This is a genomic window from Curtobacterium sp. MCLR17_007, assembly GCF_003234655.2.
In the GTDB taxonomy this organism is placed as follows: Bacteria; Actinomycetota; Actinomycetes; order Actinomycetales; family Microbacteriaceae; genus Curtobacterium.
The window spans coordinates 2950583-2968037 of sequence record NZ_CP126271.1 but is presented as its reverse complement, the minus strand read 5'-3'; the positions used below and the strand labels follow the sequence as shown (position 1 = coordinate 2968037).

At 71.1% G+C, this 17455-nt stretch carries 12 protein-coding genes; 5 read left to right on the top strand and 7 right to left on the bottom strand.

Features of this window, described 5'->3' with window-relative positions:
• Position 1: 1 nt before the first annotated feature.
• The 6 genes from hrpA to DEJ13_RS13995 form a co-directional block, all read right to left on the bottom strand.
• The gene (hrpA, locus tag DEJ13_RS14020) at positions 2-3856 is read right to left on the bottom strand and encodes an ATP-dependent RNA helicase HrpA (protein WP_111105814.1); all 3855 of its coding nucleotides are present in this window, start codon (positions 3854-3856) and stop codon (positions 2-4) included.
• Between the two features lie 25 nt (positions 3857-3881).
• Complete coding sequence (locus DEJ13_RS14015; protein WP_111105813.1) at positions 3882-5714, bottom strand: thioredoxin domain-containing protein; 1833 nt, start codon at positions 5712-5714, stop codon at positions 3882-3884.
• Positions 5715-5793: 79 nt separating this feature from the next.
• Positions 5794-6324, bottom strand: a complete 531-nt coding sequence (locus tag DEJ13_RS14010; protein ID WP_111105812.1) for a nucleoside/nucleotide kinase family protein — start codon at positions 6322-6324, stop codon at positions 5794-5796.
• Between the two features lie 2 nt (positions 6325-6326).
• A complete protein-coding gene (locus DEJ13_RS14005) occupies positions 6327-7391 on the bottom strand; it encodes an NAD-dependent epimerase/dehydratase family protein (RefSeq protein WP_111105811.1) in 1065 nt (354 codons plus the stop codon).
• A gap of 283 nt (positions 7392-7674) precedes the next feature.
• On the bottom strand, positions 7675-8538 hold the full coding sequence (locus DEJ13_RS14000; protein WP_056119708.1) for a sulfurtransferase: 864 nt from the start codon (positions 8536-8538) through the stop codon (positions 7675-7677).
• A gap of 267 nt (positions 8539-8805) precedes the next feature.
• Positions 8806-10341, bottom strand: coding sequence for an MFS transporter (locus DEJ13_RS13995; RefSeq protein ID WP_111105810.1), 1536 nt, complete (start codon positions 10339-10341; stop codon positions 8806-8808).
• A 160-nt stretch (positions 10342-10501) separates the two neighbouring features.
• Here DEJ13_RS13995 and DEJ13_RS13990 point away from each other — a divergent pair, with 160 nt between their 5' ends.
• Positions 10502-11170, top strand: a complete 669-nt coding sequence (locus DEJ13_RS13990) for a TetR/AcrR family transcriptional regulator (protein WP_056119702.1) — start codon at positions 10502-10504, stop codon at positions 11168-11170.
• A 93-nt stretch (positions 11171-11263) separates the two neighbouring features.
• Here the strand turns inward: DEJ13_RS13990 and DEJ13_RS13985 are convergent, their stop codons facing one another.
• Positions 11264-12895, bottom strand: coding sequence for a dolichyl-phosphate-mannose--protein mannosyltransferase (locus DEJ13_RS13985; protein ID WP_111105809.1), 1632 nt, complete (start codon positions 12893-12895; stop codon positions 11264-11266).
• Positions 12896-12948: 53 nt separating this feature from the next.
• On the opposite strand from DEJ13_RS13985, the gene rsmI reads away from it, so the two are divergent.
• The 4 genes from rsmI (at position 12949) to rsmA (ending at position 17227) form a co-directional block, all read left to right on the top strand.
• Entirely contained in the window at positions 12949-13770 is an 822-nt protein-coding gene (rsmI, locus tag DEJ13_RS13980) for a 16S rRNA (cytidine(1402)-2'-O)-methyltransferase (protein ID WP_056119699.1), read from the top strand.
• 120 nt (positions 13771-13890) lie between these two features.
• Positions 13891-15468, top strand: a complete 1578-nt coding sequence (gene metG / locus DEJ13_RS13975) for a methionine--tRNA ligase (protein WP_111105890.1) — start codon at positions 13891-13893, stop codon at positions 15466-15468.
• Positions 15465-16379 carry a TatD family hydrolase gene (locus tag DEJ13_RS13970; RefSeq protein WP_111105808.1) on the top strand — a complete coding sequence of 305 codons (915 nt, stop codon included), beginning with the start codon at positions 15465-15467 and terminating at the stop codon, positions 16377-16379. Before metG ends, DEJ13_RS13970 begins: the two co-directional genes overlap by 4 nt.
• Positions 16376-17227: a 16S rRNA (adenine(1518)-N(6)/adenine(1519)-N(6))-dimethyltransferase RsmA gene (gene rsmA / locus DEJ13_RS13965; protein ID WP_111105807.1), complete on the top strand. Its 852-nt coding sequence runs from the start codon at positions 16376-16378 to the stop codon at positions 17225-17227. The genes DEJ13_RS13970 and rsmA overlap by 4 nt, the downstream gene beginning before the upstream one ends.
• Positions 17228-17455 lie beyond the last annotated feature (228 nt).

The window sequence follows — 17455 nt, the reverse complement described above, 5'->3', positions numbered from 1 at the left end:
CTCAGCGCGCCGCGGTGGTCAAGGCCTTGGTGATGCGCTGCAGCGAGACCGTCTCGGCGGTCCCGAGCTCCTGCGCGAACAGGCTGAGCCGGAACTCCTCGAGCATCCACCGTGCGTGCACGAGCTCCGGGTGCGATCCGGGCGTGGGCGGGAAGGTCCCTCCGGCGTCCTCGTAGCGGCCCGTCGCGGCGGAGACCTCGCGCATCCAGGTGGCGTCGCGACCGGGGTTCTGCAGGAGCTTCGTCACGCGGGCCTCGACGCCCTGCAGGTACACCCGGATGCGCCGGAGCCGGCCGAGTCCCGCCACCGCGACGAACCCGGGGAACACCAGGCGGTCCAGCTGCTGCCGCATGTCGTTGAGCGCGGGCAGCAACGACATGCTGTTCGCCTGCTTGAGCGCGCGTTCTGCGCCGCGCAGTGCGGTGAGGACGGCGGCCACCTCGGACACCGCGCCGAACATGGTGTCGACGACGGAGGACGAGACCGCATCGCGAACGGCCGTGAACTCGGCCCGCGTGAAGAGCAGCCCGGTCGGGTGCGTGGCGCGGATGCCGGCGTCCACGACCGCGGCGAGCACGTCGTCGAACAGGGCGTTCGTCGAGGGGTACGGGCTCGCCGCCAACGCCAGCTTCTCCTGTGCGGTCAGGTGTGACTGGATGTAGGACACGGGGGAGGGCACGGCGAGCATCACCAGGCGCCGCACGCCGTCGGGCATCAGGACGTCGCGGTCACCCGGGGTCGCCAGCAACTGGACCCCCACGGTCGCCTTGGGGCCGGTGCCCTCTTCCACGAGTGCCGGGTAGGCGCGGATGACCGCACCGGCCTGGCGGGTGTCGAGGACCTGCGGCAGGTCGGTGTCGGGCCAGGCGACCAGTCCGGTGCGTTCGATGCGACGGTCCGGTGCATCATCGGCGACCCGACCAGCCCCGCGCCCACGCGTCTCTCGCTGGGTGGCCGCCGCGACGCTCTGCTGGGTCCGGTCCTTGAGCTTGGTCTGCAGAGCGGACAGGTCCTTGCCCGCTTCGACGCGGCGACCACGTTCGTCGACCACGGCGTAGGTGGGGAGCAGGTGCGCGGGTACCCGGGACATGTCGAAGTCCGCCTCGGTCACGGGCACGTAGGTCATGCGCTGGATCGTCTTCGCCAGGGTCGCCCGGAAGCTCTCGCTGGGCTCGGTCGGGGCGTCGTCGGGCAGTTCGTCCACGATCTTCTCGGCCCAGTCGGCCGCCGGGACGACGTTCTTGCGGATCTGCTTCGGCAGCGCCTTGATGAGCGCGGTCACGAGGTCGCGTCGGAGGCCGCGGACCTGCCAGTCGAACCCTTCTTCGCGCATGCGGGGGAGCAGGGCGATGGGGACCTGCACGCTGACGCCGTCGTCCTCGGCCCCCGGCTCGAACCGGTACCGCACGGCGAGCCGCTGGTCGCCCGAGCGCCACTGGGTGGGGTACTCGGTGTCGTCTTCGGCTGCGGAGGCCGCCGACTCGTCGAGCAGGTCCTCGCGCCGCATCGTGAGCAGGTCCGGTTGGTCTCGACGTGTGCGCCGCCACCAGCCCTCGAAGTCGCGCGTGGTGGCGACCTCGGTCGGGATGCGTGCGTCGTAGAACGCGAACACGTTCTCGTCGTCGAGCAGGATGTCGCGTCGGCGAGTGCGTTCCTCGAGCTGCTCGAGCTCGCGTCGGAGCTTGCGGTTGGCCCGGTCGAACGCCTGTTGGGAGTCCCACTCGCCCTCGATCAGGGCATGCCGGATGAAGAGCTCGCGCGAGTGCACGGGGTCGATCCGGGCGTACTGCACCCGCCGACGCTGCACGATCGGGACGCCGAACAGCGTGACCCGTTCGTACGCGACGACGGCACCCTGCTTCTTCTCCCAGTGCGGCTCGCCGTAGGTGCGCCGCAGGAGGTCGCCGGCCAACTGCTCGGTCCAGACCGGGTCGATGCGCGCAGCGGTCCGCGCGAACAGGCGGCTCGTCTCGACGAGTTCGGCGGCCATCACGGCGTCGGGCTGCTTCTTCGCCAGGACGCTGCCCGGGAACAGCACGAAGCGGGTGTTCCGCGACCCGAGGTAGTCGCGTTTCTCGCGGTCCCGCAGCCCGATCTGGCTCAGGAGCCCGGCGAGGAGCGACCGGTGCACGGCGTCGGGGTCGTCCTTGCGCTCCTTGCCGACGTGGATGCCGACCTGTTTGGCGGCGCGTGAGAGCTGGCGGTACAGGTCCTGCCACTCACGGATGCGCAGGTAGTTGAGGAACTCGGCCTTGCACAGACGTCGGAACGCGCTCGAGGAGAGCTCGTCCTGCTTGTCCTCGATGTAGTTCCACAGGCCGAGGAACGTCAGGAAGTCGCTGGTCGGGTCCGCGAACCGTGCGTGCAGCTGGTCGGCGTGCGCGCGCTTCTCGAGGGGACGCTCACGAGGGTCCTGGATGCTGAGCGCCGAGACGATCGCCACGACCTCGCGCCCGACGCCCTGCCTGCCGGCCTCGAGCACCATGCGACCGAGACGGGGGTCGATCGGCAGTCGGGTGAGCTGCCGCCCGGACTTCGTGATCGCGCCGTCCTTGTCGACGGCGCGGAGCTCGCGCAGCAGGTCGAGGCCGTCCTTGACGCCGCGCGAGTCCGGCGGCTGCAGGAACGGGAACGACTCGATGTCGCCGAACCCCAGCGAGATCATCTGCAGGATGACCGCGGCCAGGTTGGTCCGGAGGATCTCGGGATCGGTGTACTCGGGGCGGCGACCGAAGTCGTCCTCGGAGTACAGGCGGATCGCGATGCCCGCGCTCGTGCGCCCGGCGCGGCCCGACCGCTGGTTCGCGCTGGCCTGCGAGACCGCCTCGATCGGCAGTCGCTGGACCTTCGCTCGGGGGGAGTACCGCGAGATGCGGGCTGTGCCGGTGTCGATGACGTACTTGATGCCGGGCACCGTCAGCGAGGTCTCGGCGACGTTCGTCGCGAGCACGACCCGGCGGCGGACGCCCGGGGTCGACGAGCGCTGGAACACCCGGTGCTGGTCGGCGGCAGAGAGCCGTCCGTAGAGCGGCAGGACCTCGGTGCCCTGGTAGTGCTTGCCCTCGATGGCGTCCTGCGCGTCGCGGATCTCGTTCTCGCCGGACAGGAACACGAGCACGTCGCCCGGGTCCTCGCGCGCCAGCTCGTCGAGCGCGTCGGTGATGCCCTGCAGGTGGTCGCGGTCGTCCTGGGCGTTGCCGGCGTCGGCCGTGCGCGAGTCGGTGTCGTCGTCACCGTCGTCGTCCGCGCCGGGTTCTTCGGCGACCAGCGCGCGGTAGCGGATCTCGACCGGGTAGGTGCGGCCCGAGACCTCGATGATCGGGGCACCGCCGAAGTGCTGGGAGAAGGACTCCGGGTCGATCGTCGCACTCGTGATGATGAGCTTGAGGTCCGGGCGTCGAGGCAACAACCGCTTGAGGTAGCCGAGCAGGAAGTCGATCGTCAGGGACCGCTCGTGCGCTTCGTCGATGATGATCGTGTCGTAGCGCTTCAGGTCACGGTCGAAGTGGATCTCGTTGAGCAGGATGCCGTCGGTCATGAGCTTGACGCGTGTGTTCGCACTGACCTTGTCGGTGAAGCGGACCTGGTAGCCCACCAGGTCGCCGAGCTCGCCGCCGAGTTCCTCGGACACGCGCTCGGCGATCGTGCGAGCGGCGATCCGGCGCGGCTGCGTGTGGCCGATGTGCTCCCGCCCGAGTTCCAGGCAGATCTTCGGCAGCTGGGTCGTCTTGCCCGAACCGGTCGCACCGGCGACGATCACGACCTGGTTGTCGCGGATGGCCGCGGCGATGTCATCGCGCCGCTGCGAGACGGGCAGCTCGGGCGGGTACGTGATGACGACAGGCGTGGGAGACATGAGCATTCCAGGATACCGCCCGCGCTCAGGCGCTCGCGAGTTGGCGCGTCAGGTCGTCCGCAGAGCGTGCGGGCAGGGCACACACGTGGTCGTGGCACACGTACGCGGCGGGGTCGAGGCGGTCGCGGGACTCGAGCAGCGTGAACCCCGCAGCTGCCCAGGCTGAGGCCTGTGCCGGCGTCACCGTGAGCACGACGGTGCCCGGGTGACGCGCGCCGATCGCGACGGTCTGCATCGCTGTCGGATCGGTGGCCACGACGACGACCTCGCGCGACGGGCGCTGCAGGGCCAGGGCGAGCCCGAGCGCGTCGGCGTGCCCGAGCGGTCGGTCCACGCCGCTGCGGGCCCGGTCTGCGACGAGTGTCACGGCGGCGGACCGGTAGGCGGGATCACCGGTCAGGGTGCCGATCACCAGTGCGGCGCTCGCCAGGGCGACGGTCCCCGACCGCAGCGCGGTCTGCGGCTGTTCCCCCGTCGCGGTCCCCGCGCTCGCCAGCACCGGGTCGACCGTCAGCGGTCCCGACAGTGCGTCGTCGACCAGGGAACGGGCCGTCGTGGCGTACCGGAGCTCACCCGTCACGAGTGCGAGCTCGACCAGCCCCTCGGCGAACAGGCCGCTGTCCTCGATCGTGGGCGGTGCCGACGAGGATCCGCGCGGTGTGCTCGACCGGACGACGACGTGCCCGTCGCGCAGGTGGGCGTCGATGACCGCGTCGGCTGCTGCCCGGGCCAGGGCGATCATCTCGGCGTCACCGTGCCGGGCCCCCGCGATCGCCAGGCCCCGCACGGCGAGTCCGTTCCAGCCGGTCAGGACCTGGTCGTCGAGTGGTGGGGGATCGAGGAGCGCTCGTTCGGGCCGGGGGCGCCGGTACCACTCGCCCTCGACGCGTCGGCCGTCGATCGTGGACTCGCTGTCCTGTGCCGCGACGAAGGCGCCGTCGGGACGGCGCAGGGTGTCGCGCAGGAAGTCGGCGATGCCGCGGGCCTGGGGCTGGGGAGCGATCGCCAGGAGCCCGGCGTTGTCGTAGAGCATGCGCTCGTAGTGGGGGACGGACCAGTCCCGGCGGGTCGCGTAGCGGAACACCCCGCCGTCCGGATCGGTCAGCTCCGAGGCGGCGATGACGCGGAGCGACCGCTCGCACAGCGCCGTGCCGGCTGGCACCCCGTCGGCCCCGGCGTCCGCCAGGAACTCGAGCAACGGCGCCGACGGGAACTTCGGAGCCCCGCCGAAGCCGCCGTACTCGAGGTCCTCGCCCGGTTCGAGTGCACCGACCACGTCGTGGATCGTCGCGATGGACGGGAGGTCCGGCTCGGCCCCGTCAGCGCCGTGCAGTCCGACCGTGGTGCTGTCCACGGCACCCTGGCGGATCGCCCCGGAGAGGGCGCTGGCGGTGGCGTTGACCTCGGTGCGTCGATCACGCCAGGCGTCGAGCACGGCGCCCAGGACCTGTCGGAACGACGGGTGCTGCCCGACCGGCGTCGGCGGGAAGTACGTGCCCGCGAAGAAGACGTGCGCGTCCGGGGTCATGAACGCGGTCAACGGCCAGCCCAGCTGTTCGGTGAACGCGGCCGCGGCAGCCATGGTGCTGGCGTCGACGTCGGGGCGTTCTTCACGGTCGACCTTGACGGCAACGAAGTCGCGCCGCAGCAGTTCGGCGATCCCTGGATCGGCGAAGCTCTCGCGCGCCATGACGTGGCACCAGTGGCAGGTGGCGTAGCCGATCGACACGAGGACGGGGACGTCCCGCTCACGTGCTTCTGCGAAGGCGTCAGGACCCCATTCGCGCCAGTCCACCGGGTTGTCGGCGTGCAGACGGAGGTAGGGGCTGACGGCGGTGCCGAGCCGGTTGTCGTTCATGGCTCCAGCGTGCCCCGTCCGGGCTGGACGGGCGGATCGGCAGCACAGTCGGTGGAGAACGCACGCTCCTCCACAGCGCTCAGTCGGGAAGCCACCCGGTCAGCGACGCGAGCCGACGGGCGACGTCCGCCGGGGCCAGATCGTCCGTGTCCACCCGCGTGACCCGGTCTGGTGCAGCCGAGTCGAGCCTCCCGGCGGTCCGTGCGCTGTGCGCGACCTGCGTTGCGGGCGGTGCTCCGCCGACTCGCCGGCCCAGGCGCTGCGCCGTGCGCTCGTCGCCTGCGCGGAGCAACACCGCCACGACCGCCGGGTCGTCCCCCATCGCGTCGGCCAACCGGTCGGCCTCGAGCACCGACACCGTGTTCGTGTAGACGAGCCGGTGGAACCCGAGGGCCCGGTAGTTCGCCCAGATCGCCGCGAGGTTACGTTCCGCGAGCCGGGCCTCGGGGTGCTCGACGTGGGGTGCCGGGTGTGCCAGGTCGAGAGTGTCGCCCTCGATGACGGCATGCCGGACGTGCCGCGCCGCGAGCAGTTCGTGCAGGGCATCCGCGGCGGTCGACTTGCCGACGCCGGAGCGTCCCCCGATGAACAGCACCTCGGACCGCGGCATCGTCAGGTCCCCAGGGAGAGCATGACGAGGGCGGCGTCCTCGGGCCCGTAGTCGAACATCCGGTCCCAGAACGGGTCGGACGCCCACGGCACGTCGCCGTCGGCGGGCGTGCGGCGCGCGGTCTCCACAAGCCAGTCGAGCTCCGGACGGACGGCGTCGGCGTAGCGGGGCGGTTCCCACCCGAGGGCCCGCGCTGCCGTCGTGTCGAGCACGACGGGCGTCGGCGACGACCACGGCGTCAGGCCGACGAAGGCCGGGGCGTCGGCGTCGAGCAGGACCTCGTCGAAGCGGTGGTCCAGGTGCGCTGCGACCGTCCGCACGATCTCGAGCGCGGTCAGTGCCGTCTCGTCCGCCACGTTGAGGATCCGCCGGTCCGGGACGCCGGCGACCAGGCGGACGAGCGAGCCGATCCCGCTGGCGGCCGTGGTGTGGTCGACGCCGCGGCCGTGGTCGGCGAGCAGGACACGGTCGCGGCCGTCGAGCGCGCGGCGGACGACGAACCACTCGCGCGGGCGGCCGATGCCGGGGCCGTGGACCTTCGACGGGCGGAGGACGGTCACCGGCGCACCGTGGTCGAGCAGCAGCTGTTCGGCGGCGACCTTCGCGGCCCCGTACCCGTCGCGGCTGGTCGGGTCGGCGTCGGCCGGCGTGACGGTCGGCTGGATCTCGCTGACCGCCCCGGGGAAGACGGGCTTGTCGACGGAGTTCGCGTGGCGGCCCTGCTCGTCGACGTACACGGCCTTGGACGACAGGAACACGGTGGACCCGATGTCCCCCAGGTACGGCAGGAGCTGTGCGGCGTCGTCGCGGGTGGCGCCGACGGTGTCGACGAGCAGGTCGGCGCCGGGGCGCAGCAGGTCGCGGAGGACCTGGGTGTCGCGGCGGTCGCCCGCGGTGAAGGTCGCCCCGGCCGCGGTGAGGGAGTCGGCGACCTTGCCGCCGCGTCGGGCGAGGACGTCGACCGACCAGTCGTCACCGCCGCGGCCCGAGCTGTCGAGCAGTTCCCGGACGACGGCAGAGCCGATGCCGCCGGTACCGCCGAGGACGACCGCGCGCTTGGTGCTCATGGGGCAACGCTAGTGCCGGCGTGATGGGCGGGCCTCCGTGGGCGGATGCGGTGGAGGAGCGTCGAGACGCCCAGACGCCCAGACGCCGAGACGCCGAGACGCCGAGACGTTGAGACGCCGAGACGTCGAGACGCCGAGACGCCGAGACGCCGAGACGCCGAGACGCCGAGACGCTGCCATTGTGCTGTGGCGCCGCCGTACAGCGCGGCGTCTCGGTGACCGCGCGGCGTTTCGGTGACCGCGCGGCGTCTCGGCGACTGCGCGGCGTCGGGAACCGCCGGCTTCAGGAAGCGATGGGCTCGAGGTCCCAGCGCCACCAGTCCGCGAGGGACCCGTCGTAGACCTGCACGTGGTCGTGGCCCAGCACGGTCAGCGCGAGGGCGTCGACGCACGCGGCGCTGCCCACGCCGCAGTACGTCACGATCTCGTCGGACCCGAGGACGGGTGCGAACACGTCGCGGAGTGCCGCGGGACGACGGAGCGCATTGGAGTCTTGGTCGATGACCCGGTGCAGGGTGATCGGGGTGGTTCCGGGCACGACGGGCGGGTGCTCCGTGCCCAGGGTGGTGTCGTCGGCAGCCAGCACGAGTGCCGCCGGTTGCGTGCCGTCGACGGCTCGTTCGACCCGGGCGCGATCGGCCCAGAGCGGCCGTTCTTCACCGGCCAGGAACACGTCGGTCTCGGGATGCCGCGCAGCGGCGGTCCGCAGGGCGCCGATCCGGACGGGGCGGCCCTCGTCGCGCCACTTCACGAATCCGCCGTCCAGCACCGCGACGTCGTCGAAGCCGAACGCCCGGAAGATCCACCACAGGCGCGCGGACCACTCGCCGACACTGTCGTCGTAGACCACGACGGTCGACGCGTTGGTGATGCCGAGCGCCCGGACCGCGAGCTCGAACTGCTCGGCGTCGGGCCGGGTGAAGGGCAGGTCGGCCCCGGGCGTCGAGAAGTCGCGCGCCAGGTCGGCGTAGCGGGCACCGGGGACGTGACCGTGCTGTTCGTAGCTGTCACGGGCTGTCTGCCAGGTCGTGCCGCGACCCGTGCCCGACGTGTGCACCGACGCGTCGAGCACGACGAGCTCGTCGGCACCCAGGTGGTCGGCGAGCCACTGCGTCGACACGAGCGGCGAGGTCAGGACGGAGGACATGACCCTGACCATAATGCGCACCCCTGACGGGAGACACGGGAACCGCAACAGTGCGCAATCCAGCGTCGGGTGGAGGGCACCGGACCGAAGGGCGTTCGGCCACGGGGCGCTGGACGACGCACGACGACGGTGCTGGACGACGCACGACGACGGTGCTGGCCGACGCACAACGACGGGGTCGCTGTCGTTCGACAACGACCCCGTCGTTCGGAGTTCGAGTGCGGCGGCGGCCACGTCATCCGGCGTCAGCGCGAGGCAGGTGCCACGTCAGTGCGCCGCGGCCGGGATGCTGCCCGTCGCGTTCGCCGCGAGGTGCTCGAGCTTCTGGAGTCGGACGGACTGACGGTTGATCAGGAGCCCGCTGGCGATCGCGACGATCACGAGCACCCCGGCCGAGATCGCGAACGCGACGTGGTACCCGTCGAGTGTCGCCTGGGCCTGCTGGAGCTTGGTCGGCGCCGCCGTCAGGCCCGACAGGCTGTTCTTCACGACGTCCGCGAAGATCGTCGACAGCAGTGCCGTCCCGATCGAGCCGCCGATCTGCTGCATGGTGTTCACCGTCGCGGACGCCACACCGGCATCGGCGCGGGCGACACCGGTGGTGGCGGTGTTCATCGCCGACGAGAAGATCGTGCCCATGCCGAGACCGATGACGATCAGCGCCGGCAGGACCGTGCCGGCGTAGGAGCTGTCGAGGTCGGTGCGGAGCAGCAGCAGGAGCCCGGTCGCCGCGACCAGACCACCGGCGAAGATCAGGACCTTCGGACCGACGCGGGGCAGCAGGCGGCCACCGATCTGCGTGGCCGACACCATGATCGACAGCGGCATGGGCAGGAACGCCAGACCGGTCTGCAGCGACGAGAAGCCCAGCGTCTGCTCGAGGTAGTAGGTCAGGAACAGGAAGATGCCGAACATGCCGATCGCGACCAGGCCGATCGCGATGAACGAGCCGCCGCGGTCGCGGTCGAGCACGACGCGCAGGGGGAGCAGCGGGTGAGCGACGCGGGTCTCGATGACCACGAACGCCGCGATCAGCACGACACCGGCGGCGAGCATGCCGATGGTCCAGGGGTCGTCCCAGCCGTTGGTCTCGGCGTTGGAGAATCCGTACACGACACCGACCAGGCCGGCGGTGATCGTCAGCACGCCGGCGACGTCGATGCGGGGGCGGTCGACCTTCGGCGGCTTGGCCATGAAGACCAGGGCGCCGATGACACCGAGGATCGCGAAGACGACGTTGACGTAGAGGCACCAGCGCCACGAGGCGTACTCGGTCAGGACGCCGCCGAGCAGCAGACCGATGGCGGCACCGGAACCGGCGATCGAGCCGAAGATGCCGAACGCGCGGCCGCGCTCCTTCGGGTCGCGGAAGGTCGTCGTGAGCATGCCGAGTGCCGACGGTGCGAGGAGTGCACCGAAGACGCCCTGCAGCGCACGCGCGGCGACGAGCAGCCCGAAGCTGTCGGCGAGGCCGCCCAGCACCGAGGCCACGGCGAAGCCGACCAGCCCGATGATGAAGGTGTTCTTGCGGCCGAAGAGGTCACCGAGGCGACCGCCGAGCAGCAGGAGCGAGCCGAACGCCAGCGAGTACGCGGTGACGATCCACTGCCGCTGGTCCGTGCCGAAGCCGAGGTCGGCCTGGGCGGACGGGAGCGCGATGTTGACGATGGTGGCGTCGAGCACGACCATCAGCTGTGCGAGGGCGATGACCGCCAGCGCGATCCAGCGGTGTTCCTTCCGCCCGCCCGGTGCGGCGGCGGGTGCAGGAACGGTCCTGGCGGGTGAAGTCTGTTCTGCCGTCACGGCAGCCTCCTGGGGATTCGAGTGGAGGGAGGAACACGCGCCGTCGGGCGTTCCGGGGAGTTGAGGAAGCGGATGCAGGGCATCCGCTTGGAGCTACTGTAGACCCAAACGGAGCAGGCGCATCCGCTTGTTCCCAGAAAGTTCAATTAGGTTCGTCGTCGTGAGCACCACCGACCAGCACGCGGACCTCGACCGGCCGCTCCGCGCGGATGCGGCGCGGAACCGTGAACTGATCCTGCAGACCGCGCGCAAGTGCTTCGCCGAACGCGGCCTGTCCGTCACCCTCAACGACATCGCGCACGAAGCCGGGGTCGGCGTCGGCACGGTGTACCGCCGGTTCGCCGACAAGGACTCGCTCATCGAAGCGCTGCTGGCGACGAAGTTCGACGCCATGAACGGCGCTGCCGAACGCGCTGCCGAAGAGATCGACCCGCGGGAGTCCCTCCGCCTGTACCTGATGGGCGTCTTCGAGTTCCGTGCCCGCGACCGCGCCCTGGCTGACGCCATCGTCCGCGCGGGCAAGGCCCGTCCGTCGATCGTGCACGAACGTGACCGCCTCGAGCGCCAGGTCAGCACGATCATCGGCCGGGCGCGCGACGCGGGCGTGGTGCGCGAGGGCTTCGACTACCGCGACCTCCCGATGCTCACGACGATGATCGGGGCTGTCGCCGACGCTACCCGGGCCCACGACCCCGACGCTTGGCGTCGCTACGCGCAGGTCCTCATCGACGGCGTCCTGCCGCCGGCCGGGGCCGATGCCGCCCAGCCGATGCCGGGGTCGCCGCTCGACCGCGAGTCGATCGAACGGGCGCTGCACAGCCAGTCCTGACCCGCGGCGGCCAGTCCTGACCCGCGCCGGACCGGACGGTGCGATGCGGACCGGCACCGGGCCTCCAGTCCGGAACCGCCGGACGGGCGCTCGCTACAGCCAGCTCGGCAGCCAGTAGTGCGACCGGATGAAGTCCCACGGCACCTGCATCGCCGACCACATCGGGTACCAGTACGCCGAGGCCAGCACGACCACGAGCAGGTACACACCGATCCACACGATCGCCAGCGTCCGGCGGGGTCGTGGGTCCTCGCGTGAGCCGAGCAGCAGCCCCACGGCAGCCGCCAACGCCATCACCATGTAGGGCTCGAAGGCCACCGTGTAGAACTGGAAGACCGTGCGGTCGACGTAGAGCAGCCACGGCAGGTAGCCCGCCGCGACGCCCATCACGACGAAGCCGTACTCCCACTTGCGCCGGGTGATGAAGAGCACCAGCAGCGCCACCACGGCGGCCACGGCCGGGTACCAGATGAACGGGTTCGCGATGCCGGTGATCGCCGCGCCGCAGCGGTCGACCGTGCAGCCGTCCTGCCCGGCCTCGGTGCCGACGTAGTACATCGACGTCGGGCGCTGCATCAGGAGCCAGAGCAGCGGGTTCGCCTGGTACGAGTGCGGCGTGTGCAGGCCGATGTTGAAGCCGTAGATCTCGGACTGGTAGTGCCACCAGTTCTGCAGGCTGTCCGGAACCCAGGCCAGCAGACCAGTCCAACGTTGCCCGCCCGAGGCGATCCAGTCGCGGTCCCAGCCGTCCTTCGAGACGAACCAGCCGGTCCACGACGCCAGGTAGGTCACGGCCGCGACCGGGACCGTGAGCAGGAAGGTGACCGGGGCCTGCTGCAGGACGGCACTCGATGACCAGAACTCGATGCCCGCGCGCCGCCGCAGCATCATGTCGCTCAGCACCGCGTACACGGCGAAGAACGCGAGGAAGTACATCCCGGTCCACTTCGTGCTGGTGGCGAGGCCCATCGCGAGGCCCATCGCGAGCAGCCACGGCCGCCACCACAGCACGGGGCCCCACAGCGTCGCCCGACCAGCGGCGGCTCGGGCGGCGACCCAGGCGTCCAGCTGCCGGGTCGTCCGCCGTCGGTCGAGCAGCAGCGCCCCGAACCCGAGCAGCACGAAGAAGGTGACGATGCCGTCCAGCAGCGTCACGCGGGACATCACGATGGCCTGGCCGTCGATCGCCATGAACCCGCCCGCGAGCGTGCCGACCAGCGTCGACCGGAACAGCGACCGCGCGATCACCGCGACCAGGAACACCGTCGCGATGCCGAGCACCGCGACCGCGAAGCGCCAGCCGAAGGCGTTGTCCGGGCCGAACAGCAGCATGCCGAGGCCGATGAGGTACTTGCCGAGCGGCGGGTGCGCGATGAACTCCGCCGCGCTCGAGAAGATCGCGGTCTGCCCGTCGGCGAACCGCTGGTCGGTGGTCGGGGACGAGTCGTCCGAGGGGTTCGCCGGCCAGGTGCCCTCGTAGCCCAGGTGGACGATGGACCACCCGTCCTTGACGTAGTAGGTCTCGTCGAACACGAGCGAGTGCGGCCGGCCCAGGTCGACCAGGCGCAGCAGGGCGCCGAGCACCGTGACCGCGATCGGACCGCCCCAGCGCCAGGCGGCGAAGCGCCACGACACCGACAGGAACCGGGCCCACCAGTCGTCGAGACGCGACCCGCGGGGCACAGCGGGCACGGTGTCGAGCGTCTCGGCGAGGTCCGTGGTCATCCGCAGCATCCTACGGATGTCACGCATGCACTGGCTGCGACCACAATGGGGACGTGATCGTCCTCGCAGCAACCCCCATCGGCAACCTCGGCGACGCGTCGCGCCGACTCGTCGAGACCCTGTCCAACGCGACCGTCGTGGCAGCGGAGGACACCAGGACCGCCATCCACCTGATGCGCGCGCTGGGGATCGAGAACCGCCCGCGGCTCATCGCGCTGCACGAGCACAACGAGCGAGCCAAGGCGGCCGAGGTCGTCGAACTCGCGCGGGACCAGGACGTCGTGGTCCTGACCGACGCGGGCATGCCGGCGATCAGCGACCCTGGGTTCCCGTTGGTCGAGGCCGCTGCGGCAGCCGGGGTGACCGTCACCGCCCTGCCGGGTCCGTCCGCCGTGCTCATGGCCCTCGCCGTGTCCGGCCTGCCGACCGACCGGTTCACCTTCGAGGGCTTCCCGACGCGCAAGGCGGGGGAGCGCCGCCGGGTCTTCGAGGCGCTCGCCGGCGAGCAGCGGACGATGGTGTTCTTCGAGTCGCCACACCGGCTCGCGGACACGCTGACCGACATGGCCGCCGGGTTCGGCGCGTCGCGCCGGGCAGCGGTGTGCCGCGAGCTCACGAAGCTCTACGAAGAGGTCAAGCGCGACTCGCTGGCGTCGCTCGCCGAGTGGGCGGCCGACGGGGTCAAGGGCGAGATCTGCATCGTCGTCGCGGGGGCCTCGGGGTCGGTCGACGAGGTCTCGCTCGAGGACGGCGTCCGACTCGTGCTGGAACGGGTCGCCGCCGGCACCCGCATGAAAGAGGCGTCGGCGGCCGTCGCGGACGCGACGGGGCTGTCCAAGCGGGACCTGTACGAGGGCGCGCTCGCAGCGCGCTGAGCCGACCACACACCGGACTGGAGGCCCGGTGCACGCCCGCCACGGGCCTCCCGTCCGACTTATCCACAGGCCACCGCAGGTCGCGTCATCGAGGGACGGTGCGCCCGTAGGATGGTCCGCATGTCCGACGGGTCCTCGTTCAGCATCACCACGCCGATCTTCTACGTGAACGACGTGCCCCACATCGGGCACGCCTACACCGAGGTCGCCGCGGACGTCCTCGCGCGCTGGCACCGTCAGCGCGGTGACGACACCTGGCTCCTCACGGGCACGGACGAGCACGGTCAGAAGATCCTGCGCACCGCGTCGGCGAACGACGTCTCCCCGCAGGAGTGGGCCGACCGCCTGGTCACCGACGCCTGGAAGCCCCTGCTCGGCACGGTGGACGTCGCCAACGACGACTTCATCCGCACCACCGACGAACGGCACGAGCGCGGGGTGACGGCCTTCCTGCAGAAGCTGTACGACGACGGCTACATCTACGCCGGCGAGTTCGAGGGCTTCTACTGCGTGGGCTGCGAGGAGTACAAGCAGCCGAGCGACCTGGTCCCCGGCACCGGCGCCTACGAGGGCCAGCAGGTCTGTGCCATCCACTCGATCCCGGTCGAGGTCCTGTCCGAGCGCAACTACTTCTTCCGGATGTCCGACTTCGAGCAGCGGTTGCTCGACCTGTACGAGTCGAACCCGTCGTTCATCCAGCCGGACAGCGTCCGCAACGAGATCATCTCCTTCGTCAGACAGGGCCTGCGTGACCTGTCGATCTCGCGGTCGAGCTTCGACTGGGGCATCACGATCCCGTGGGACCACGACCACGTGCTCTACGTGTGGTTCGACGCGCTGCTCAATTACGTCACGGCGCTCGGCTACGGCAGCGACGACGACGAGGCCTTCCGTCGGCTCTGGCCCAGCGTGCACGTCGTCGGCAAGGACATCGCCCGGTTCCACGCCGTGATCTGGCCGGCGATGCTGATGGCCGCCGGGCTGCCGGTCCCCGAGCGGGTGTTCGGCCACGGCTGGCTGCTCGTCGGCGGCGAGAAGATGTCCAAGTCGAAGCTCACCGGCATCGCGCCGTCCGAGATCACCGACACGTTCGGCTCCGACGCGTTCCGGTACTACTTCCTGCGCGCCATCACCTTCGGGCAGGACGGCAACTTCTCGTGGGAAGACATCTCGGCGCGCTACCAGGCCGAGCTCGCCAACGGGTTCGGCAACCTGGCCTCGCGTCTGCTCGCGATGATCCAGAAGTACTTCGACGGTGCTGTCCCCGCGCGTGGCGAGCTGTCGGCCTCCGACCGGGCGATCGACGACCTGGCGCAGAGCGTCACGGAGCGCGCCGACGCAGCGATCGCCGCCTTCGCCCCGCAGGACGCGATCGTCACCACGTGGGAACTCGTGGACGCCCTGAACGGGTACATCACCGAGCAGCAGCCGTGGGCGCTGGCGAAGGACGACGCCCAGCGCGAGCGCCTGGGCACGGTCCTGGCGACCGCGTTGCGCGGCCTCGGCACCGTCGCGGTGCTGGTGTCCCCGGTCATGCCGAAGGCCACCGAGAAGCTCTGGGCGGCGATCGGTGCGGGCGGCTCCATCGCCGAGCAGCGGGTCGATCGCGCCTGGGAGTGGCAGGGGGCCGACCGGGTCACCCAGCTCGAGTCCGGGCTCTTCCCGCGCATCGAGCAGGCCGAGCAGGGCGCGGCATGACCGACGCGCACCTGCGGAGCCGGGGCGACCGGAGCGACGGCGCCACGCGCGACGTGAGCTACCCGCCGCTGCCGCAGGCGCTCGTCGTCCCCGTCTACGACAACCACACGCACATGGAGATCGCCGACGGCGGGCCCGAGGGGGCGCTGGACTGGCGCGAGCATCTCGACCGGGCGTCCAGCGTCGGCGTCCGGGGCGTCGTGCAGGTCGGCACCGACCTGGCGACCTCGCAGTGGTCCGCCGAGATCGCCGCACGGGAACCCCGCGTGTTGGCGGCCGTCGCGCTGCACCCGAACGAGGCGCCCGAGCTCGACGCGAAGGGGCTGCTCGACGAGCACCTCGCCGGTATCGAGTCGCTCGCGGCACTGCCCCGCGTCCGGGCGATCGGTGAGACCGGGCTCGACTTCTTCCGCACGGGCGAGGACGGCCGCGACGCCCAGATCCGTTCCTTCGAAGCGCACATCCGCATCGCGAAGGAGCACGACCTCGCGCTGACCATCCACGACCGCGACGCCCACGACGCGGTCGTGCAGGTGCTCGACCGCGTGGGTGCTCCGGAGAAGACCGTGTTCCACTGCTTCTCCGGTGGTCGTGACCTCGCACGGCTGTGCGCCGAGCGCGGGTGGTACATGTCGTTCGCCGGCACCGTCACGTTCAGCAACGCGCAGTCGCTGCGGGACGCCCTGATCACCGCCCCGCGGCACCTGATCATGGTCGAGACGGACGCGCCCTACCTGACGCCGACACCGTTCCGCGGCCGGCCGAACGCGCCGTACCTGATCCCGCTCACCCTCCGGTCGATGGCCGAGACCATCGGCACCGACGCGTCGATGCTCGCGGCGCAGATCGCCTCGAACACCGAGCTGGTCTACGGCGCGTGGGACGCCGAACCGATCACGGTCGAACAGTGAGCGCACTGCTCGGCCCGGCCGAGATCCGCGACCTGGCGTCGCAGCTCGACGTCACGCCCACCAAGAAGCTCGGCCAGAACTTCGTGCACGACGCCAACACCGTGCGGCGCATCGTCGCAGCCGGTGGGGTCACGGCTGACTCCGCCGTGCTCGAGGTCGGGCCGGGCCTCGGGTCGCTGACGCTCGGGCTGACGGAGACCGGCGCGCCCGTCACCGCGGTCGAGATCGACGCCCGACTCGCGGCACAGCTCCCGACCACCGTCGCCGCGATGCAGCCGTCCGCGCAGTTGACGGTCGTGCACCAGGACGCGATGACGATCGGTCCGGGCGACCTGCCGTCGGCGCCGACGCACCTCGTCGCGAACCTCCCGTACAACATCTCCGTGCCGGTGCTCCTGCACCTGCTCGCGATGTTCCCGTCGATCGAACGGTCGCTCGTGATGGTGCAGGCCGAGGTCGGGTACCGGCTCGCCGCCGATCCGGGCAGCAAGGTCTACGGCTCGCCGAGCGTCAAGGCGGCGTGGTACGGCGCATGGCGCATCGCCGGGCAGGTGAGCCGCCAGGTCTTCTGGCCGGTGCCGAACGTCGACAGCGTGCTGGTCGGGTTCGTGCGGCACGACCCGCCGGGCGACGAGGCACTGCGGGCCCAGGTGTTCGCGCTCGTCGACGCGGCGTTCCAGCAGCGACGGAAGATGCTCCGCCAGGCGCTCTCCGGCGTCCTCGGCGGCAGCGCGCACGCGTCCCAGGTGCTCGAGGCGTCCGGCATCGCGCCGACGGCCCGGGGCGAGGAACTCGGTGTCGACGACTTCGTGCGGCTCGGGCGCACGGTGCTCGCCGCCGCGGACTAGCCCGCCCCACGCCGCACCGTGCGAGCTTCGCGGTCCGTGCGACGGTGACGGCGTGGTGCGAGGAAACAACCTCGCACCACGCGATCACTCGTCCCATGTAGCACCGTGCGAGCGTCGCTGCCCGCCCCAGGCCGCACCGTGCGAGCTTCGCGGTCCGTGCGACGGTGACGGCGTGGTGCGAGGAAACAACCTCGCACCACGCGATCACCCCCGCACGAACGCGCCCGC